Genomic DNA, 20,694 nt, shown 5'->3' on the forward strand with positions numbered 1-20,694 from the left:
GTTGTTGATTTTAGCCCTTTGTCTTCTTTTCAGCGTGATAGAAAACCTTTGCAGTCTAGGAAGGACAGCTACTTTTACGGAGCGAATTTGTCATTCGTGAGTACCAGCGCGCAGGACTGACAAAGAATGCGAGGGTTTGTCTACATGCTGTAAGCTCCCTCATTTTGGGGAGCTTTTTTATTTGTTTTGACCCTATGACTCATCTGGATGGATGATCGCAAACAAATAGTGATCCTCCCACTTATCATTGATCTTTACTTTTTTACGATGAAGTCCCTCATTTTCAAACCCTGTCTTCTCAAGCACACGAATGGAACCAATGTTAGATGGTTTTACGCCAGCCTCAATGCGGTGAAGGTACAGTTCATAAAAGGCATAATCGATAATCAAACGAATCGCCTCTGTCATATACCCCTTCCCGCCTTGCTTTTCATCAAGTACATATCCAAGCAAAGCCCCTTGAATTGGTCCTCTTTCAACAGAATTGAGTGAGATCGTTCCAATTAATGCATCTGTTTCATTTAAGAAAATACCGTGCATATAGGCTTCATCTTTTGCACGCCTTTGCATACTGCGGTTAATCCGTTCCTTTTGACGAGGTACAGTAAAAAAATCATCCTGAACCAAAGGTGTAAATTGCTGAAAATAGGTGCGGTTTTCTCGTTCAAGTGTTAATAGTGCTTCTGCATCACTTTCTGTTAGTGTTCTTACATATATATGCTGACTGATTTTCTTCATATACTCTCCCCCTGTTTTGATTTTATCATAATAAAGAAAGGGCTTAGGATTGCTTTTTCCAAACTTTTTTTCACTTACAAGTCATACTAGAACTCACTAGAACCACCCTTCCTAGCTTTTTCACTCTTTTTTGTTCTATCAACTCAGGGCCATGCATAATCTGAAGTAAACTCTTAAAAGCGGTGAGTAAAATGCGGCGAATTAATTTTTTACTAGTCAGTTTGTTTGTCCTCTTTATTATCTTTTTTGATTTAAAAAATGGAACGATCCCCGTTCAGGAAGGCCCTGCTGTTCCCGCCAGCGCCTTTCAAACAGCTGAAAAACAGGCATATAAAACTGTCACTGTTAAGCAAGGACAAACCGTCGTCTCTATCGTGCATACAAGTAAGCCATTAGATGAAGTGATCGAAGACTTTGAAGCACTGAATCAAGGCGTCAAAGCGAACGAAATTCGGGCAGGCAGCACATACAAGTTTCCGGTCTATAAGAGATAAAACGTTAATTCCTTGTCATTCATACAAAGAGACTGTTACAATATGAGATGTAAAACACGTCGTACACTGCAAACGAATTGCATGTACACTAAGGAGCGATTGACAAGTGAGTGAAGTCACACATCGTACAAAAACGCGTCCCGTCAAAGTGGGACCTTTAACTATAGGTGGAAACAATGAAGTCGTCATTCAAAGTATGGCGACAACCAAAACACATGATGTCGAAGCGACAGTAGCCGAAATTAAACGTTTAGAAGAAGCTGGCTGTCAAATCGTGCGTGTCGCATGCCCAGATGAGCGTGCAGCAAATGCGATTGCGGACATTAAAAAACAAATCAACATCCCCCTTGTTGTCGACATTCATTTTGACTACAAGCTTGCACTGAAAGCCATTGAAGCAGGTGCAGACAAAATTCGTATCAACCCAGGAAACATCGGAAGACGAGAAAAAGTCGAAGCTGTTGTGAAAGCGGCAAAAGAAAAAGGCATTCCAATTCGTATTGGGGTAAACGCCGGTTCGCTCGAGAAAAAGATTCTTGATAAATACGGCTATCCAACCGCAGATGGTATGGTTGAAAGTGCACTGCATCACATTAAAATTTTAGAAGACCTAGACTTTCATGACATCATTGTCAGTATGAAAGCATCTGATGTAAACCTTGCGATTGAGGCATACGAAAAAGCAGCAAAAGCCTTTGATTATCCTCTTCATCTTGGGATTACAGAATCAGGTACGTTATTTGCAGGTACGGTCAAAAGTGCAGCTGGTCTTGGCGCAATCTTGAATATGGGGATTGGTAACACACTCCGTATTTCATTAAGTGCTGACCCGGTCGAAGAGGTCAAAGTGGCACGTGAATTATTAAAATCATTTGGCCTTGCATCAAATGCAGCAACACTCATCTCATGTCCAACTTGTGGACGAATTGAAATTGACCTCATTAGCATTGCAAATGAAGTCGAAGAATATATTTCTAAAATTAAAGCACCGATCAAAGTAGCTGTTCTCGGATGTGCTGTAAACGGTCCAGGTGAAGCGCGTGAAGCTGATATCGGCATCGCTGGCGCTAGAGGTGAAGGCCTCTTATTCCGCAAAGGTGAAATCGTTCGGAAAGTGCCAGAAGAAACAATGGTCGAAGAACTGAAAAAAGAAATCGATAAAATCGCTGAAGAACATTATGCAAAAATGGAAGCTGAAAAAGCAAAACAAGCGAACGCATAACAAAGAACGCCTGACATCACTGTCAGGCGTTTTTCTGTTCCTGTCCTGTTAAAAGAACGGGGTGATAAAGATGCCGAGGATGACGGAAACGATTCCGATCCCGATTGACCACGCGCCAAGCGCATGTGCTCCTTTTCTTCTTGCAATATAACCAACGACGATTGCCGCTACGCCTAATAGCACCGGCAAGACAAATAATGAGATAATCGCAATCGCGAGTGCTGTATAGCCTATCCCCTTACTGCCTGAATCGTCACCTACATGGTCACGTTCTCTTCTGTCTTCACGATCTCTTGATGCTTGATATGGCTCTGCTATTTCAGCAGCTGTTTCCTCTAAATAGCCATCATCATTACTAAAGTGTGTGTCGATTTCACGATCATTTCTTCTGAAATCTTCGTCTCTTTCCATGATCAATTCCCCCTTTTGGTTAATAGAAAGGAGCTTTTTTAGTATGAGCAAAAATGTCTGTTTCATGTTTGCTAAAACTTGCTGGAATTGTGAATTGATTATGTTACACTTTAAGAGGATAAATATGAGGAGTGTGGGCATGTTACGTTTAGGAATTGATATCGATGGCACAGTCACGGCGCAGGACACCTTTGTCCCCTACTTAAATGAGTCGTTTCAATGTGACATCACACTAGATGATATGACGGAATATGATTTGACGAAGCTTTTAAAGATTTCAAATGAAGAATTTTGGGGCTGGATGAATGAGTATGAGCCTCTTATTTATAAACAGGCAAAGCCTGCCGAGGGTGCAAAAGAAATCCTCAATCAAATGAAACATCATCATCAATTGATTTATATCACAGCCAGAAGGCAGCATCACTCAGACATCACCTACAAATGGTTTGAGGAGAATCATGTCCATTATGACGATATCGAGCTTGTTGGCGGACATCATAAGGTGGAAGCTGTTCAAAAACATAAGATCGATGTGTTTTTTGAAGATCACCATGGCAATGCCACAATGATTGCAAAAGAAGCTGACATTCCAGTGATTCTGTTTAACTCACCGTATAATCAAATGCCAATTGATGAACGGATCATTCGCGTTAATAACTGGCAAGAAGCATCCCAATGGATCAAACAGTATGAAAAGCGTCTGCAAACTGCTTACTAAAACAGATCAAAAAGCCGATCCGTTTTTAATGTATCGGCTTCAGATTGTTGACAAAGGGCTAAAATGAACTTTATTTTAGCCCTTTGTCTTCGTTTCAGCGTGATAGAAAACCTTTGCAGCCCTAGGAAGGACGAGTACTGGCGCGGAGCGAATTTGACATTCGTGAGCACCAGCACGCAGGACTGACAATGAATGCGACGGTTTGTCTACACGCTGAAGCCGATCCGTTTAATGTATCGGCTTTTGGATTTTACGATGATGTCCTTCTTTTATTAAAAAATGATAAAGTGCACCCATCATACCTGCCTGATTGAAGTAATAGCACGTTTCCAGTGTCACCTGTATGTTTTTCCATGCATGCAAAGTATGTAAATGTTTCTCAATGTTTGGAATCAAATCGGGCCTTGCACTCACGCCCCCGCCAATGAGGATTTTCTCTGGATTGAGAACTGTTGCCACATTGTAAATACCAATTGCGATTCGTTTGTACCACTGATCGATCATCTTCTCAATGGCCGGATCTTGCTTGGCTTTTTCAAAGATTTCTTGACCGTCGATTTGCTGACTTTGTGGAATGCCCTGCTGCTCTTTGTAACTTCGTATCAATCCAGCTGTCGAAGCACTGCTGTTGAGTGTGGTAAACTGACCATTTTCTGTTTCTGTCAGCATCATGCCAAATTCACCGCCGCGAAAAGAGGCACCGCGAACAAGCTCGCCACCAGCAAAAATACCGCCGCCGACACCAGTCCCAAGCGTCATACATATAAAGCTGTCACACTCTTTCGCATGACCACTAAATTTTTCAGCCAGCGCTGCACAGTTCGCATCATTTTCTACTTCTACACGAAGTGATGTTTTTTCTTCCAAAAGCGTTTTGACATTTTGGCCATTTAAAGCAATAATCGCTCCTGCAAATTCCGTATAACCCGTTTGACTGTCAACAAAACCCGGAAGACTCATCGCAATCCCTTTGATATCCCAAGTCCTTTGATACTCTTTCACCACGTTCTCCATGTCCTCTAAAAACGGCTCAAGTTGTCGGCAGTTTGTTACGTAGTCGCCGCTCGTGATCAGCTCACCATTTCGATCCATGACCCCATGCTTTGTTTTTGTTCCGCCTACATCGAAAACAACATAATATGCCACCTTTGACCACTCCCCTATTTCAAAAGACTCAATGATGTTTCAATAGATGATCTATTGTTCTCATTTTAATGAAACAGCTATCCTTTGTAAAACGTTTTCAAGATCACAAAACAAAAAGCCAGCCCATCGGCTGGCTTCTTTCATGAATGAACTTCTTTCGGTTCGCAAGAAGGACACGTTCCGTAAATTTCAAATTTATGTCCGCTAATGTGATAATCCTCTAGATCAGCATCAAGCTTGTCCATAGGGCAAGCGTCGATTTCCTTTGTTTTACCACACGTCAAACAAATAAAGTGATGATGATGGTGGGAAAACGAACATTTAAAACGGAACAGTTTCTCCCCTGATAATTCCGTTGTCTCTAATATCCCAAGATCTTCATATAAAGACAGGTTTCGATAAATCGTATCAAAACTAAGCCCTGGGTAATCTTCACTTAATGCTGTTAATACATTTTTAGCGGTCAAGTATTTATCAGAATCAGAAAACAATTGAAGCATATCTTCACGTTTGCTTGTATATTTATAGCCTTTTTCCTTTAATAAATCAAGCGCTTCTTGTACGTTCATGATGATTCCCCCTTCTGAATTTCCCAATACTAATACACCCGATTAAAATCAAGATAGACAGCATCACAATGGTTCCACCCGGCGCTAAATCAAGATAATAACTTAAAATCAAGCCGACCATGACAGACAATTCCCCAAATAAGATGGAAAGGAAAATCGCCTGTTTAAACCCTTTGGCAATCCGAATACTTGCCGCAACTGGCAGTGTCATGAGTGCGGACACTAGGAGTGTACCGACAATACGCATCGATGCTGCGATGACAAGTGCAACGACTAAAATAAAAATAAAATGAATCCACTTAGCTGAAATACCAGAAGCCTTCGCATGTTCTTCATCAAAAGAAAGCAAAAACAATTCTTTATACAAGAGCACAACCACTAATACAACGACCAGTGAGATCCCAACAATAATCCAAAGATCGAGTCTTGAAACCGCACTGACACTTCCGAACAAATAACTGAACAAATCTGTATTAAAACCATTTGCAAGTGAAATGAAAATAACAGAGATCCCAATACCACCCGATAAAATAATGGGAATCGCCAGCTCCTGATAATGTTTATACACAGAGCGCAGACGTTCGATAAACAATGAGCCAGCCACAGAAAAAGCCATTCCTAAGTAAAGCGGGCTAACCCCTGTCAAAAGTCCAAACTTTTTATCAAGGAATAAACTTGCCGCTATCCCAGCAAGTGACACGTGACTAAGCGCATCTGCGATGAGAGAGAGCCTTCTCACGACAATAAATACACCAAGTAAGGGCGCAATAAAGCCGATCAGCATACCTGCGATAAACGCATTTTGTAAAAATTCATAATGAAAAAATGGAAATAGCATTATTCATGTCCCCCATGATGGTGATGATCGTGATGAATCACTTGAATGTCATGCCCGTAAAACTGAGAAAGCGCCTGATCATCCATCGAATCAAACGTTTCCGCATCTCCATGAAAATGAAGTGTCTGATTTAAACAAGCCACATGCGTGACTTTGTCAGAAACGGTTCCTACATCATGTGTAACGAGAATTAAAGACATTCCTTTTTCTTTGTTCAATGTTTCTAACAGCTGATAAAAGCCCTCTACTGTTCTTTGGTCTACACCCACAGTCGGCTCATCTAAAATAAGCAGCTTTGGCTGACTGACGAGTGCACGGGCAATAAATGTACGCTGCTGCTGACCGCCTGAAAGCTCACCAATGTTTTGATGTTTTAAGTCTTGTATACCAACTGAGCGTATGGCCTCATCTACTTGAAGCTTATCCTGCTTACTCATGCGTTTGAATAAACCAATCTTCGCCGTTAAACCACTTGCCACGACCTCGTATACAGAAGCAGGAAACCCTGTATTAAAGCTATTCGCCTTTTGAGAAACAAATCCAATTTGATCCCAGTCTTTAAATTTTTGAGCTGGTGTGCCAAAGAGCTTCAATTCTCCCTGCTGGGGTTTAATCAAGCCAAGCAGGCATTTTAATAAGGTTGTTTTACCAGATCCATTCGGTCCAACAAGTGCTAGAAAGTTTCCTTCCTCTACCGTTAAATGAATGTGATCAATGACATTTCGCTGTCCATATGAATACGAAATGTCCTTCATTTCAATAATTGGCTTTGCCATAAATCTTCCACCTTTAATCCAATATAAAAAGAATGATTACGATTTATACAACAAAAAGAAAATGGCAAAAGCCATTTTCTTTGTCCATACATACATTTCATTATATAAAAGAAAGATAAAAAAGTAAAATAAAAGCTAATGAATGGCTGTTTTGAATTTACCGCCTTTTGTTTCATGCGTATCCATAATCGTAATAAAGGCTTGACCATCAATTTCAAACACGATAGATTTCAGCTTCGTAATTTCAAGTCTTGTCACGACGGCGTAAATGACATCTTTTTCTTCATCGGTATAGCCGCCTTTTCCTCTAAGTTTGGTGGTTCCCCTACCGAGACGATGAAGGATCGCATCTGAAATTTCATCATAATAATCCGAAACGATAATAACAGCTTTTGTTTCATCTAGTCCTTGAATGACAGCATCAATTGTTTTCATTGCCAAATAATATGTCATGACAGAATACATAGCTTGCTCCGGTCCGAAGACAAAGCCCGCCCAAATAAAAATGAACACATTGACGATCATGACAAACTCACCGACGGAGAAAGGAATTTTTTTCGTCAGAAGAATTCCTAAGATTTCCGTTCCGTCCATTGAGCCTCCATTCCGTATCACAAGCCCAACGCCAAACCCGAGTAACAGCCCCCCAAATACAGTAGCTAAAATCGGCTGCGTCGTAAACGCTTCTACATGATGGAGTGAAGATTCAATCACGGCCAAGCTGACAATCCCAATCACAGTGGAAATCAAGAAGGTTTTCCCAATATGTTTGTATCCTGATATCATAAATGGAATATTTAAAATGACAACAATCGTCGCAAAATTAATGAATGGGTTATCCGTAAAAAGATAATCCAAAATAAGCGAAATACCGATGATGCCTCCATCAATAATATTGTTTGGCACTAAAAATAATTCAATGCTGACTGCTGCACATGCAGCTCCTACTAGAATCAGAAAAATTCTCAAAATAAAATGAGGCACTGATTCCTTTTTATGCTGTTTACTATTTGCCATACGTTCTCCCTTCTACACATGTTTAGTTTTCAATGAACATTTTATTCACTTTACTATTTTATCATTTCACAGAGTAAAATAAAATTTTTTGCACATTTTCCGTTTTCGCCCATACATTGATACAGAGGGGAGGAATGGAATTGATTTTAATTCAAAAAATTGTGTTGCAGCGTCTGAATCAGATCACAGCAAATGACTTGTTAAGGTATGCAAAACAGTATGGGGTCAGCTTAACATCCAATCAGGCTGCAGAGGTCGCCAAACTCATGAATGGGAAAAACGTCAATATTTTTAATGATGCAGAGCGCAACCGGCTGCTTAAGCAGGTGGAAGCGATTACGTCTAAACAGACAGCACAGACCGTCAATGATCTGTTTAATCAATTCACAAATTAGGCAAAAAAGGGCCGCATTTAGCGGCACCTCATCACATTGCATGCACTTTTTATTGACCCGTAATCTTATCTAGTAAACCTTCATCAAATTGCTTTTCTTTCAGCATCGCAATTTCGAATTTATAAGGTGGTTTCTTGTTCTTTTTATCTTCACCTACATAAGGCGTTTCTAGAATCTTCGGCACATCTTGAAGCTGTGGATGATGAACGATATAGCTCAGGGCATCAAAACCAATTTCTCCAAAACCGATATTTTCATGTCGGTCTTTTCTTGCGCCTTGTACATTTTTACTATCATTAATATGAAGAACTTTGATTCGGTCGATCCCGACAATTCGATCAAATTCTTCTAAAACTCCATCAAAATCACTCACAATGGGATAACCTGCATCGTGCGTGTGACACGTATCAAAGCAAACAGAAAGTGCTTCGTTATGTGTCACACCGTCAATAATTTGGGCAAGCTCTTCAAAGCTTCTTCCGCACTCTGATCCTTTTCCCGCCATTGTTTCCAGCGCAATTTGAACCTCCTGCCCCTTCACAATGACTTCATTGAGACCTTCAATGATTTTTTGAATTCCAGCATCTGCACCTGCTCCGACATGCGCACCTGGATGAAGAACAATTTGTCTTGCACCTAGCGCTTCTGTACGCTCTATCTCAGAGCGAAGGAAGTCCACTCCAAGCTCAAATGTCGCTGGATTCACTGTGTTCCCAATATTGATAATATACGGTGCATGAACGACGATATCTGTCATACCATGCTCTTTCATATGCGCTTGTCCAGCTTCAATATTGAGATCTTCAATTTTTTTACGGCGCGTATTTTGCGGTGCACCTGTATAAATCATAAAAGTATTTGAACCATAAGAGGCAGCTTCCTCACTCGCTGCAAGTAGCATATGTTTTCCGCTCATGGATACATGTGATCCAATCTTCAACAATGTGTCCCCCTACTTTCCGTTACGCTTTGACTTTCTACGTTCTTGTCTTTTGATCTTATCCATCTCACGTGTCATTTTCTTTTTATATCCAGGTTTGACGGCTTTCGGTTTTCTGACAAGACGTTTTGCTTTTTCTTCAATTTCATTTGGTGCTTTTTTACGTCTTTGACGCTTCAAACGATCATCTGCATCTCGCCATTCGCCATGAACAATCGTTTTGTTTTCAAACACAACACCCATTTTTTCAATTTGAACGAGTGCATCCTCATCAGCGAGATCATAAATGGTCATTGCAATGCCAGATGAACCAGCGCGAGCCGTTCTTCCCACACGGTGAACATAGAAATCAAGATCGGATGGGAGTTCATAGTTGATCACGTGGCTGACGCCCTTAATATCAATCCCGCGGGCAGCAAGATCAGATGCCACAATATAGGTGAACTCCAAATCTTCAATTTGTTTCATCACTTTTTTACGTTCACGAGGCGTTAAACCACCATGAAGTACCCCAATTTTCATTCCTTTTTCCTGTAGGAATGAGGCAATTTCATCAACAGTTGATTTCGTATTGGCAAAGATGATCCCTAAATAAGGCTGTACATTCGTCACCATTTCATGAAGTAATTTTAATTTATCACGCTGTTTAGATGGAACTAAAATATGCTGAATGTTTTCAGCCGTAATGCGTTTCGGTTCAACATGTGCATATTTCGGATTATCCATATATTTTTTGAGGAAAGGTTTTAATTTTTCTGGAATAGTTGCTGAGAACACAAGCATTTGCAACTGTTCTGGCATTTGTGAACCAATACGATCCACATCTTCTAAAAAGCCCATATCCAGCATCAGGTCTGCTTCATCAATGACAAGAGATGTTGCTTTGTACACATTCAGCGCTTGCTCATGAATAAGATCAGCAATACGTCCAGGAGTGCCGACCACTAAGTGCGGCTGATTCTTTAGCTTTTGAATGGATTTCTGCTTGTCCGTTCCGCCAATGTAAAGCTTTGCCTTGATTTCTTCTTCTGGAGGCGTATTTTTTAAGATCGTTTGTGCTTCTTTAAAAATTTGATTCGCTAATTCTCGTGTTGGTGCAGTAATGACCACTTGTACTTGCTCTTTGCTTGGATCAATTGAATGAATAAGCGGCAATAAATACGCATGGGTTTTCCCTGTTCCTGTTTGAGACTGTCCAATCACGCTTTCACCTTTTAAAACAGCAGGTATGATTCTTTTTTGAATATCAGTCGGCTCATAAAAGCCCAGTTCATGAATAGCATCTATAATAAAAGACTTTAATTCATATGTCGTAAATTTCGTTTCTTTCATGTTTTCACTCCTTAAGGCAATGCCTTTTTGCTCATCTCCTCATTATAGCTGATTTTCCGCAAAAAAACCATGTCCGCTTTTCTCACAGGAAACCAAATGATACTTCCCTGCATAACCTATGAAGAGAAAGAGAATGCAGTAAGGGAGGTACAAGTATGTTAGGGCAAAGGCCTATGGGCGATTTTCAGCCGCATCGCCCCTCACGCCGGCACCTTGGAAATGGCGGACAGCCCGGGATTTTTCAACGGAGACAGCAGGCTCCGATCGAACAGCCTTTTCAAGGGCAAGGCAACCAATTTCAACAAATGATGCCTCGCTCTCCGTCTGTACAAGGCGGCGGTCTACGCGGGATGGGTGGCATTCCTGGAGGCGAAAGCCGTGCACTAGGCGGCGGAGCCGGAATTAAGGGCATGCTGGCAAAATTTCTTCCTGGAGCTGGAGGAGCAGGGATCTCTGGAGCTGGAGGTGGTGCGGGATTACAAGGAATCCAGAGCTTCGCAAACCCTGCGAACCTTTCAAGCATGTTAGGAAATGTTCAAAAAGTACTCGGAATGGCGCAGCAATTCACGCCTATGATTCAGCAATACGGTCCTTTAGTCAGAAATTTGCCTGCCATGATTAAACTCTATAGCCAGCTTGGCAGTGCGGATGATGATGAAACAAATACGAATGATGCAGACGAAGAACCAAAAGAAATCACTGCAGAAACAGATGTTCCGCACGAACCAGTTGATGATGAAATAGAAGAAGGAAACGAAGAAGAACCAGAGGACATCCTTGTCAAAAAAGGGACTGTACACACATCAGCTGCTCCTGAAGCAAAACCGAAAAAAAGATCGGGTAGTTCCATTCCGAAACTATATGTCTAGTGATCTTTTAAAGGCGAAGTGTTTCCCATGTATAACAATCTTTGATATATGCGCTTACTTTGGCTATAATGAAGGAAGAGAATGATCAAAAGCCGTTTTTCACGGCTTTTTATATTGTTCTTCTCTAGCAGCACTTCCCTACAGGAGGACGAATAAATGAATGTAATTAAAATTTCGCCGCGTGGCTATTGCTATGGCGTTGTAGATGCAATGGTCATTGCTAAAAATGCCGCACTTGATAAAAACTTGCCACGCCCAATTTATATATTAGGTATGATTGTGCACAACAAACATGTCACAGATGCCTTCGAAGAAGATGGAATTTACACACTGGACGGACCAAACCGTCTGGATATTTTAAAACAGGTTGAAAGTGGCACAGTGATTTTCACCGCTCACGGCGTATCTCCTGAAGTCCGTCAAATTGCAGAAGAAAAAGGCCTTGTCGCCATTGATGCGACCTGTCCAGATGTCACGAAAACACATGAACTCATTTCAGAAAAAACAGCTGATGGATATGACATTATTTATATCGGGAAAAAGGGTCACCCTGAGCCAGAAGGAGCCGTCGGTGTTGCACCTGACAAAGTGCACCTTGTCGAAACAGAAGCTGATATTAAAGCGCTCGATTTAACGTCAGATAAACTGCTCATCACCAATCAGACGACAATGTCTCAGTGGGATGTTCATGATCTGATGGAGCTCATTAAAGAAAAATATCCTCACGTCGAGTACCATCAAGAAATCTGCCTTGCGACACAGGTACGTCAGGAAGCTGTGTCACAGCAAGCAGGCCAAGCCGATCTGACCATTGTGGTCGGCGATCCAAAAAGCAATAACTCAAATCGTCTGGCGCAAGTGTCAATGGAGATTGCAGGAACGCAGGCTTACCGAATTGGTGATCTCAGTGAGTTAAAGCTTGAATGGCTCCAAGGGGTAAAAACAGTTGCCGTTACTGCAGGTGCTTCCACACCAACACCTATTACAAAAGAAGTCATTCGTTTCTTAGAAAACTACGAACCTGATGATGAATCGACATGGAAAATTGAACGGACGGTTCCTCTTTCTAAGATATTACCTCGCGTGAAAACAAAGAAATAAAAAAACGTCAGAGCTGCTATGCTCTGACGTTTTTGCTTACACAAATTGAAACGGGTTTGTGTTTGATTCTGATACAAAGAATCGCACATCATATTTTTTATCTGTACATAGCGATTCTAGCTTTGTCTTCACGCCTTCTTTCATGATCTTTTCTGCGTAATGACCTGGGTCCACTACATTCAGTCCGAGCATCATGGCATCGTGAGCGACATGGAAATAAAGGTCGCCAGTCACGTACACATCAGCACCCATTCTTTTCGCTTGATGGATATATTTATTTCCGTCTCCTCCAAGCACAGCTACTTTTTTCACGACCGCTTCCTGATCTCCTACAAAACGCGCTCCATTCACATCTAACTTCGTTTTCACAAATTGAGTGAAGTCTTTAAGTGTCATAGGTTCTTTTAATTCTCCAATACGGCCAAGGCCTTTTTGAATAGGAGGAAGATCTGTCGTGTGTACACTGTAAGCCACTTCTTCATAAGGGTGTGCTTTGATCATTTCACGAATCACTTGTTTTTCAATACTTGCTGGGAAAATGGTTTCGATTCGTACTTCTTTCACAAATTCCAATTTACCCGTCTCACCAATAAATGGCACAGCTTCTTCTGATGGCAGAAAACTGCCTGTCCCTTCATTTGAAAAAGCGCAATGACTGTAGTTGCCAATATGGCCAGCTCCCGCATTTCCTAAAGCCGTCCTGATGGCCTCTTCAAATTCCACTGGGACATACAAAGCTAGCTGCTTAATTGGATCTTCGTATGTTGGAACTAGCACTTTTGTTTCCCCGAGCTCTAAAGCCTCTGCAAGCAAGTCATTGACTCCTCCATCAGCCACATCCAGGTTTGTATGTGCTACATACACCGCAATATCATGTTTGATGCATTTCTCAATGATCCGTCCTGCCGGCTGATCTGTCGCCACATGTTTTAATGGACGGAAAATTGGCGGATGGTGGGCAATAATGAGATCCACCTTCCGCTCAATTGCCTCATCTACCACATTTTCTAATACATCTAAGGTGATCATGACATTGGTCACTTTTTTATTCAGCGTTCCAATCTGGAGCCCGATTTTATCACCTTCCACCGCATATGCCTTTGGTGAAAATTGCTCAAATAATTGGATGATTTCATGCCCGTTCACTGTTTTAGCCAACAGTCAAAACCTCCTTTAGAATTTTTATTTTCGCATTCAGCTCTTTCAGACGTTCTTTGTTCTCTTCCGTCGGCGCTGCTTGTTGAATCTGGCCTTCTATATGCTCCATGTGCTGAAGCTCATTCATCCATTTGCGCCGGAAGACATCATTTTGCTCTTTGGCAAGAAACGGACCAACGAGCATGCCTGTTTCAATCGACATGCCTTCATAGGCTTTATCTTTGTCGCCAGTTTCGGCAATGATGATTTCGTATATTTTGCCATCCTCTTCTAAAATCACTTCATCCATCAGTTCATACCCCTCTTGATAGAGCCATAAACGAATATGATGGGCATGAATATTAGGCTGAAGAATAAGCCGCTCCTGCCCTGTGAGCTTGTGTTTACCTTCATTTAGAATGCTTGCAATGAGTGCTCCGCCCATTCCTGCAATCGTGACAGCATTCACCTCGCCTTTTTCAACCACTTCAAGGCCATTTCCTTTTCTGACTGAAATTTGCTCATCTAATTCAAGCCTATGTACTTGCTGCTTCGCAGATTGAAGCGGTCCATCAGTAATTTCACCAGCAATGGCTTTCAATGCTTTATGATGTAATATCGCATAACATGGCAAATAGGCATGATCTGAGCCAATATCAGCAAAGACCGCCTCTTTTGGTAAAAAGTCTGCGACTCTTTTTAATCGTTTTGACAAATTCATTTCATTCATCCATATCACTACTTTTCTTTAATGTTCATACTTGTCTATCTTATATAAATTATGGACTTTTTAAAAGTCGTTTTCAAATGAAAAAAGCTCTTCTGATGAAAAAGAGCTTTTTGCGCTTTATTATTTAATTTTGGATACCCATTCTGACATTTCATCGAGCTTTTCATTCGGAATTAGCCCGCCCGGCATCCCATTTCCGCCTTCTTGAATTTTCTTCTTGATGTCTGCTACTTCAAGCTTGTCGCCAACACCTTTTAATGCAGGACCAGCGCCACCTTCGTAGTTTTCCCCATGACAGCTAATACAGTTCTGCTTATACAATTCTTCCGGCGTCGCATTTGCGGTCTCTTCTTGCTTTTGCTCTTTGCCCCCAGAGGCAATTTTGTCTTCATCTTTCAGCCCCTTCATTGATAAGAAAAAAGTGAGTCCAATACCTAAAATGGCAATCAATAAGAATGGTATAAGTGGATTCCGTTTCATTTCTTTCATCCTCCCCTTTGTGAAAAACCCCTTTGAGACTATGCAAACAATTCTAATTCTACTTTAATTTTACAAAAAGTAAACGAATTATGATACAAAACTTTGGTCAAGTTCACAGATTAGACAAAAATGATTCAAAATGAGAAAAGAAGCCTTCAGCACATTTAGATGTATTTTTTATACATCTTTTCTCTAAGAACGTTGCAAATTCATTTGTTATTCAGTAAAATATAATCAGATCAAAAAAGCGTTTTCATTTTGATGAAGAAAGAACGGATCTCTCTCAAGATCCGTCCGGTTTCTATTCTAAGAAGTCTTTTAATCGTTTACTTCTGCTTGGGTGTCTTAATTTACGAAGAGCTTTCGCTTCAATTTGGCGAATACGCTCTCTTGTTACGCCAAACACCTTTCCTACCTCTTCTAATGTGCGTGTTCTTCCGTCATCTAGTCCGAAACGCAGTCTCAGCACATTTTCTTCACGGTCCGTTAGCGTATCTAATACATCTTCAAGCTGCTCTTTTAAGAGCTCATAGGCAGCATGGTCTGATGGAGAAGTCGCCTCTTGGTCTTCGATAAAATCACCAAGATGCGAGTCATCTTCCTCACCAATAGGTGTTTCTAAAGATACTGGCTCTTGCGCAATTTTAAGAATTTCTCTTACTTTCTCTGGTGTTAAATCCATGTCTTCCGCAATTTCTTCTGGCGTTGGTTCTCTACCTAGATCTTGTAGAAGCTGTCTTTGAACACGGATTAATTTATTAATGGTTTCCACCATATGAACCGGGATCCGGATTGTTCTCGCCTGATCGGCAATCGCACGTGTGATCGCCTGTCTAATCCACCAAGTCGCATATGTTGAGAATTTGTATCCTTTGCGGTAATCAAACTTCTCAACCGCCTTCATGAGCCCCATGTTTCCTTCTTGAATCAAGTCAAGGAACAGCATACCACGACCAACATAACGTTTCGCAATGCTGACAACGAGACGAAGGTTCGCTTCCGCTAATCTTCTTTTTGATTCCTCATCGCCTTCTTCAATCTTTTGAGCATACGTAATCTCTTCTTTAGCAGATAGCAAATTGACGCGCCCGATCTCTTTTAAGTACATACGAACAGGATCATTAATTTTGACACCTGGTGGTACGCTTAAATCATTCAGGTCAAATTCCTCTTCTGCCTTAGCCAGCTGCTGAACATTTGGGTCTTCAGTCTCTTCATTTTCACTGATGAGTTCTACACCCTGTTCGCCTAAGTATTCATAGTATTCATCCATCTGGTCTGATTCAATTTCAAAGCTAGACATACGCTCTGCAATTTCTTCGTATGTTAAAACGCCCCGTTTTTTACCCGTTTCAGTGAGCTTATCTCTCACCTGTTCAAAGGTTAATTCAGTTTCAGTTTCGTGGGCTTGTTTATCAGCCATTATGGATCCCTCCTTCCAAAGCTTGCAACGAATTCTAAAGTAACTTGCGATTTGCTTCTGCTCTGCCTTTCTCTCTCTATCAAACAGAATGAGCAAATAGGAATAAAATAAATAATGATGAAGGCAAGATGCTTGCGGCTTATGCTCCTCCCATTAAAGGATTCATTGCCAGCCGTAAGTCTTGTCATAAATAGTAGACGTATTACTTCAGCGAACGGTTCAACTGAATAATTTCTTTTGCAAGTGTTGCCGCTTTGAAGAAATCTTTTTGCCTCTCCGCCTCTGCACGTTCTAGTTCTTTTTCCTTTATCATTGACAAATTCCGATGATTCAACACTTTTTTTACATAATCACTTAATTCAGCTTCACTTAGTTCGTCTCCAACTTGAATCATGAATATATCCGTCAGGAGCTGATTAATCACATCATCTTCTATACGGTTCATCAGATGCTGCGGGGTCGGCTCCTTGCCTTCTTCATACAATGCATAAATGTATGTTGCCAGCGCTCTGTGCGAATCTATATTAAATTCAAACCCTATCCTATCAAGCACTTTTCGGATCACGTCATCATTTTTCAACATATGTGCAAGGAGCATTCGCTCTGCGTTTTCATATGCCGGCCTTAGACGTTTTCGTCTTACCTGTGTTGACAGATGTGCACGCCGCTTTTCAAGTCCATTTTCTTCTTGCGAGCTCTTGGTCTCTTGTCTCTGCTGCTTTTCAAAAAGCTCCAATTGCTCCTTTAATGAGTCAAGTGAAATGGAGAACTCCCCAGCCAGCTGCTTCATGTAAATCTCTTGTTCCAAGGAACCGTTTAATCGGCTAATTTCTCGGAGAACCTGCTTCATGTAAGTCAGGCGGTCTCCTTCGTCAGACAAATTCTTTCCTCTTCGGAAAAAGTTCATCTTAAATGTCATTAATGTCACACTTGCATCTATGATGTCATTCCTAAATTTCTCGCCGCCATATTTACGAATGTAATCATCTGGATCAAGTCCATCTGGTATCATGGCAACGCGAACTTTACATCCTCTTTTTCCAAGCAAATCTGATGCTTTCATGGTCGCTTCATACCCGGCCGTGTCAGAGTCATAACATAAAATGATCTCTTCAACGTTCCGCCTAAGAAGCTTTACGTGCTCTTCTGTTAAAGACGTACCCATTGTTGCAACACTTTCGCCAACACCACTTGTGACAGCCGAGATGACGTCAGCAAATCCTTCGAAAAGGACTGCACGTTCGCGTTTTCTAATATGCATACGCGCGTCATGAAAGTGATAAAGCAGCTTACTTTTATGAAAAAGTGGCGTTTCAGGACTATTCATATACTTTGGCTGCTGATCACCAAGTGATCTTCCAGAAAAAGCGACGACCGTCCCGTGATGATCATGAATTGGAAACATGACACGATCTCTAAAGCGGTCAAAAAAACCTGTGCCGTTTTCTCGTTGAATCAAAAGACCAGCCTTCTCCATCATCGCAGGATCAAACCCTCGTTTTTCTAAAAACTTGGTCACGAAATCCCACGAGTCGAGAGCATACCCGATCTCAAACTTGGCAATTGTTTCATCCGTAAAGCCCCTGGACCTTAAATAATCGAGTGCGTTTTGACCTTCCTTTGTATTTACCAGCAAATGGTGGTAAAATTTCTTAAGAAGCTCATGCGCCTCAATCATTTTATGATCTGCTGTATCCTCTTGCTGTGAGGAACTGATCTGCGCATTCGCTACATGATCCGGCAAATCAATATGGTACTTATCAGCAACATGTGAAACGGCTTCAATAAATGAGTAGCCTTCCATTTGTCTGAGGAACGAAAATACATTGCCTCCTGCACCACAGCCAAAACAATGGAAGATTTGCTTATCTGCTGAAACAGAGAATGAAGGAGTATTTTCACCATGGAATGGACAAAGACCGAAGTAATTCCGACCTTGTTTTCTAAGCTGTACGTATTCTCCAATCACTTCGACAATGTCTGCGTTTTTTTGGATTTGCTCCAAAAGTTCATCTGGTATACGTTTGCTCATCCTAATAACACTCCGTCGTACATTATTCGCCTTTTAATTCAAAAATCCTTCATGATTCGACAGGATTTTTTGTAGTTGGGCAATAAATCGCTTTTTATCCTCTTCTAAAAGCTTTTTGGGACCTTTTCCGTATACACCTTTTCTTCGCTGTTTACTGGAAACATGCCTGCGTTCCAAATCAAAATCAATTGTTTCGTTTGTGTACATTCGTCCTCTTTCAGACAGAACAATGACTTGTCTTGGAAGCAGTAAGGAGGCCAGACCAATATCCTGGGTGACAACAATATCGTGCTTGACAGCTAAGTTCGCAATGACTAAATCTGCTGCTTCTTTATGTGTATCAACAAACCGCCAATCTTCAAGTGGTGATCGTTTGGTTTGAAAATGCTCATATGAAGCAATGAAAGTCACAGGTACTTGAAATTGAGATGCGACAGAAAGGATTTCGTCTTTTACAGGACAAGCATCTGCATCGACATAAATCGTCCTTTCTTTTTTACGTTCATTCAGGTGACTAATTCTCCATCCCTCCACCTTATTCCTGCTTTAGAGAAGCAAAAAGACCATACTTTTCCCCCATAAAGCAATCAACAGTAAAACTCATTTTGTCGAAAAGTTATGTTCAGAATCACTTGACTTCTGCCAATATTAGTTTATTCGTTCTTGACTTAACTTAAACCTAAAATCAATCATTTTATCACAATTTTTTATTATAATACAAATGCAGCAAATATGCCATTGTTTTTGTTTACCCGTTTCCCACCATAGGAAAAACCCAGGAGGAGCATCCTGAGTTTATTCGGAACCTCTTTTGGTCAGCATTTGATGAATGACATTTGCTGTCTCCTCAACTGCTTTATTCGATACATCAACAACTTGACAGTTAATGCGGTCAACCACTTTTTCAAAATATTCTAGTTCCTCTTTAATCCGCTCGATATTCGCATAAATGGCACGGTCATTTAAACCGAGTGATTTTAAACGTTCTTTACGGATATGATTTAGTTTGTCTGGACTAATTTTCAGGCCGATGCATTTTTTGGGATCAACTGAGAATAACTCCTCTGGCGGATCAACTTCAGGAACAATCGGAACGTTTGCTACCTTCAAGCGTTTATGTGCTAAGTATTGAGAAAGTGGTGTCTTAGACGTACGCGATACACCAATCAGCACAATATCAGCCTTTAGAATACCTCTTGGGTCCCGGCCATCATCATATTTCACAGCGAATTCAATGGCTTCTACCTTTTTAAAATAGTCCTCATCTAATTGACGTACACGACCTGGCTCATGTTTCGCTTCATTTCCATATGCCGTCTCCATTTTATCAATAAGTGGACCGATAATGTCATAGTACACGACGCCATTCGCTTCTGCTTCTTCTATTAAGAATTGGCGCATTTCTGGCACAACAAGAGTAAAGCAAACGATCCCATTATCTGCTTTCGCCAATGAAATCACTTCTTTAATCGTACCGACATCCTCTACATATGGGATTCTTCTAATATTTGAATGGTCGGATGAGCCGCCATCAAATTGGCTAAGTGCCGCTTTGACCACGAGCTCTGCCGTTTCTCCTACTGAATCTGATACAACAAAAATTACGCGATTACTCATAACATCCCCTCGCAGTCTTCTGTAATTAGATAATTTCGTTCTCTGATAAGCTAACAAGTATTTTCGTCATGTTTGTTTTCGTAATTCTGCCGACCACTTCAAAGCCTTTATCCGTATCTTTTATAACAGGAAGTGCATCTATTTGCTTTTCAATCAAGTGCTTGGCCACATCCATAATAAAATCTTCTTTGCGGCAAACGGTAATGTTCGGCATTCTTGTCATAATAATATGGACAGGTATAGATGGAAGCTCTTGTTTCCCAATACTTGCTCGAAGGAGGTCTTTTCTTGATAACACGCCTGTTAAAATAGAGTGATCGTCCACAACGAATAATGTGCCCACATCCTCTAAAAACATCGTACAAATCGCATCATAAACCGAAACATTCTCGTGTATCACGACCGGAATGGACTGAAAATCTTTCACTTGAAGTTTTTTCAGCTTATCTGCCAGAAGCTGCGTGCCTGTTTTGCCTGTAAAAAAGTAGCCGACCCTTGGTCTTGCTTCTAAAAAGCCAGACATCGTTAAAATGGCTAAATCCGGCCTGAGGGTAGCCCTTGTTAAGTTCAGCCGATCGGCGATATGCTCTCCAGTGATCGGACCATTCTCTTTGACAATCTGTAAAATCTGCTCTTGCCGTTTATTTAACTCGATTGTACTCACCACCTTTAAATAGAGAGAGCGAATCCTTACTTTATGTATATCAAT

23 protein-coding genes are annotated in these 20,694 nt (G+C 41.1%); 6 read left to right on the plus strand and 17 right to left on the minus strand.

The window, feature by feature from the left end:
- Positions 1–192: 192 nt before the first annotated feature.
- Positions 193–738 (minus strand): GNAT family N-acetyltransferase, encoded by a 546-nt coding sequence (locus tag MHI58_RS12225; protein ID WP_045034379.1) that lies wholly within the window; start codon positions 736–738, stop codon positions 193–195.
- Positions 739–929: 191 nt separating this feature from the next.
- Between MHI58_RS12225 and MHI58_RS12230 the strand changes: the two genes are divergently transcribed.
- Positions 930–1,232: a hypothetical protein gene (locus tag MHI58_RS12230; RefSeq protein WP_368004321.1), complete on the plus strand. Its 303-nt coding sequence runs from the start codon at positions 930–932 to the stop codon at positions 1,230–1,232.
- Between the two features lie 106 nt (positions 1,233–1,338).
- On the plus strand, positions 1,339–2,454 hold the full coding sequence (gene ispG / locus MHI58_RS12235; RefSeq protein ID WP_008342357.1) for a flavodoxin-dependent (E)-4-hydroxy-3-methylbut-2-enyl-diphosphate synthase: 1,116 nt from the start codon (positions 1,339–1,341) through the stop codon (positions 2,452–2,454).
- A gap of 48 nt (positions 2,455–2,502) precedes the next feature.
- On the opposite strand, the gene MHI58_RS12240 is transcribed toward ispG, so the two are convergent.
- A complete protein-coding gene (locus tag MHI58_RS12240; protein ID WP_008342359.1) occupies positions 2,503–2,865 on the minus strand; it encodes a DUF308 domain-containing protein in 363 nt (120 codons plus the stop codon).
- A gap of 139 nt (positions 2,866–3,004) precedes the next feature.
- Between MHI58_RS12240 and MHI58_RS12245 the strand changes: the two genes are divergently transcribed.
- On the plus strand, positions 3,005–3,583 hold the full coding sequence (locus MHI58_RS12245) for a nucleotidase (protein WP_008342361.1): 579 nt from the start codon (positions 3,005–3,007) through the stop codon (positions 3,581–3,583).
- Positions 3,584–3,811: 228 nt separating this feature from the next.
- Here MHI58_RS12245 and MHI58_RS12250 read toward each other — a convergent pair whose 3' ends face one another.
- The 5 genes from MHI58_RS12250 to MHI58_RS12270 form a co-directional block, all read right to left on the minus strand.
- Positions 3,812–4,729 (minus strand): ROK family protein, encoded by a 918-nt coding sequence (locus MHI58_RS12250; RefSeq protein WP_045034380.1) that lies wholly within the window; start codon positions 4,727–4,729, stop codon positions 3,812–3,814.
- A gap of 140 nt (positions 4,730–4,869) precedes the next feature.
- On the minus strand, positions 4,870–5,298 hold the full coding sequence (locus tag MHI58_RS12255; RefSeq protein WP_003217433.1) for a Fur family transcriptional regulator: 429 nt from the start codon (positions 5,296–5,298) through the stop codon (positions 4,870–4,872).
- Positions 5,276–6,136 (minus strand): metal ABC transporter permease, encoded by an 861-nt coding sequence (locus MHI58_RS12260; protein ID WP_007501274.1) that lies wholly within the window; start codon positions 6,134–6,136, stop codon positions 5,276–5,278. Before MHI58_RS12260 ends, MHI58_RS12255 begins: the two co-directional genes overlap by 23 nt.
- A complete protein-coding gene (locus MHI58_RS12265) occupies positions 6,136–6,912 on the minus strand; it encodes a metal ABC transporter ATP-binding protein (protein WP_008342368.1) in 777 nt (258 codons plus the stop codon). The genes MHI58_RS12260 and MHI58_RS12265 overlap by 1 nt, the downstream gene beginning before the upstream one ends.
- A 135-nt stretch (positions 6,913–7,047) precedes the next feature.
- Positions 7,048–7,929, minus strand: coding sequence for a YitT family protein (locus tag MHI58_RS12270; protein WP_007501276.1), 882 nt, complete (start codon positions 7,927–7,929; stop codon positions 7,048–7,050).
- A gap of 140 nt (positions 7,930–8,069) precedes the next feature.
- Between MHI58_RS12270 and MHI58_RS12275 the strand changes: the two genes are divergently transcribed.
- Positions 8,070–8,324 carry a DUF2624 domain-containing protein gene (locus MHI58_RS12275; protein WP_008342377.1) on the plus strand — a complete coding sequence of 85 codons (255 nt, stop codon included), beginning with the start codon at positions 8,070–8,072 and terminating at the stop codon, positions 8,322–8,324.
- A 49-nt stretch (positions 8,325–8,373) separates the two neighbouring features.
- Here MHI58_RS12275 and MHI58_RS12280 read toward each other — a convergent pair whose 3' ends face one another.
- Together MHI58_RS12280 and MHI58_RS12285 are read right to left on the minus strand one after the other, a co-directional pair.
- Positions 8,374–9,267 (minus strand): deoxyribonuclease IV, encoded by an 894-nt coding sequence (locus tag MHI58_RS12280; protein WP_017358005.1) that lies wholly within the window; start codon positions 9,265–9,267, stop codon positions 8,374–8,376.
- Positions 9,268–9,276: 9 nt separating this feature from the next.
- Positions 9,277–10,596 (minus strand): DEAD/DEAH box helicase, encoded by a 1,320-nt coding sequence (locus MHI58_RS12285; protein WP_024718822.1) that lies wholly within the window; start codon positions 10,594–10,596, stop codon positions 9,277–9,279.
- A 155-nt stretch (positions 10,597–10,751) separates the two neighbouring features.
- On the opposite strand from MHI58_RS12285, the gene vrrA reads away from it, so the two are divergent.
- Positions 10,752–11,465, plus strand: coding sequence for a VrrA/YqfQ family protein (gene vrrA, locus MHI58_RS12290; protein WP_045034381.1), 714 nt, complete (start codon positions 10,752–10,754; stop codon positions 11,463–11,465).
- A 156-nt stretch (positions 11,466–11,621) separates the two neighbouring features.
- Positions 11,622–12,566: a 4-hydroxy-3-methylbut-2-enyl diphosphate reductase gene (locus MHI58_RS12295; RefSeq protein ID WP_007501283.1), complete on the plus strand. Its 945-nt coding sequence runs from the start codon at positions 11,622–11,624 to the stop codon at positions 12,564–12,566.
- Positions 12,567–12,602: 36 nt separating this feature from the next.
- Here MHI58_RS12295 and MHI58_RS12300 read toward each other — a convergent pair whose 3' ends face one another.
- The 8 genes from MHI58_RS12300 to MHI58_RS12335 form a co-directional block, all read right to left on the minus strand.
- Positions 12,603–13,724: a Nif3-like dinuclear metal center hexameric protein gene (locus MHI58_RS12300; RefSeq protein WP_045034382.1), complete on the minus strand. Its 1,122-nt coding sequence runs from the start codon at positions 13,722–13,724 to the stop codon at positions 12,603–12,605.
- The gene (locus tag MHI58_RS12305) at positions 13,717–14,433 is read right to left on the minus strand and encodes a tRNA (adenine(22)-N(1))-methyltransferase TrmK (RefSeq protein WP_045034383.1); all 717 of its coding nucleotides are present in this window, start codon (positions 14,431–14,433) and stop codon (positions 13,717–13,719) included. The genes MHI58_RS12300 and MHI58_RS12305 overlap by 8 nt, the downstream gene beginning before the upstream one ends.
- A 120-nt stretch (positions 14,434–14,553) precedes the next feature.
- Positions 14,554–14,913 (minus strand): cytochrome c550, encoded by a 360-nt coding sequence (cccA, locus tag MHI58_RS12310; protein WP_008342390.1) that lies wholly within the window; start codon positions 14,911–14,913, stop codon positions 14,554–14,556.
- Positions 14,914–15,214: 301 nt separating this feature from the next.
- Positions 15,215–16,336 carry an RNA polymerase sigma factor RpoD gene (rpoD, locus tag MHI58_RS12315; protein WP_008342392.1) on the minus strand — a complete coding sequence of 374 codons (1,122 nt, stop codon included), beginning with the start codon at positions 16,334–16,336 and terminating at the stop codon, positions 15,215–15,217.
- A gap of 202 nt (positions 16,337–16,538) precedes the next feature.
- Positions 16,539–18,368, minus strand: a complete 1,830-nt coding sequence (gene dnaG, locus MHI58_RS12320) for a DNA primase (RefSeq protein ID WP_045034384.1) — start codon at positions 18,366–18,368, stop codon at positions 16,539–16,541.
- 33 nt (positions 18,369–18,401) lie between these two features.
- Positions 18,402–18,902 (minus strand): YaiI/YqxD family protein, encoded by a 501-nt coding sequence (locus MHI58_RS12325; protein ID WP_008342395.1) that lies wholly within the window; start codon positions 18,900–18,902, stop codon positions 18,402–18,404.
- Between the two features lie 261 nt (positions 18,903–19,163).
- Positions 19,164–19,985, minus strand: coding sequence for a pyruvate, water dikinase regulatory protein (locus MHI58_RS12330; protein WP_008342399.1), 822 nt, complete (start codon positions 19,983–19,985; stop codon positions 19,164–19,166).
- 25 nt (positions 19,986–20,010) lie between these two features.
- On the minus strand, positions 20,011–20,649 hold the full coding sequence (locus MHI58_RS12335; protein ID WP_024423017.1) for a helix-turn-helix transcriptional regulator: 639 nt from the start codon (positions 20,647–20,649) through the stop codon (positions 20,011–20,013).
- Between the last annotated feature and the right edge of the window lie 45 nt (positions 20,650–20,694).

Origin of the sequence: Bacillus sp. FSL K6-2869 (assembly GCF_040869405.1) — a bacterium.
GTDB lineage: Bacteria > Bacillota > Bacilli > Bacillales > Bacillaceae > Bacillus > Bacillus altitudinis.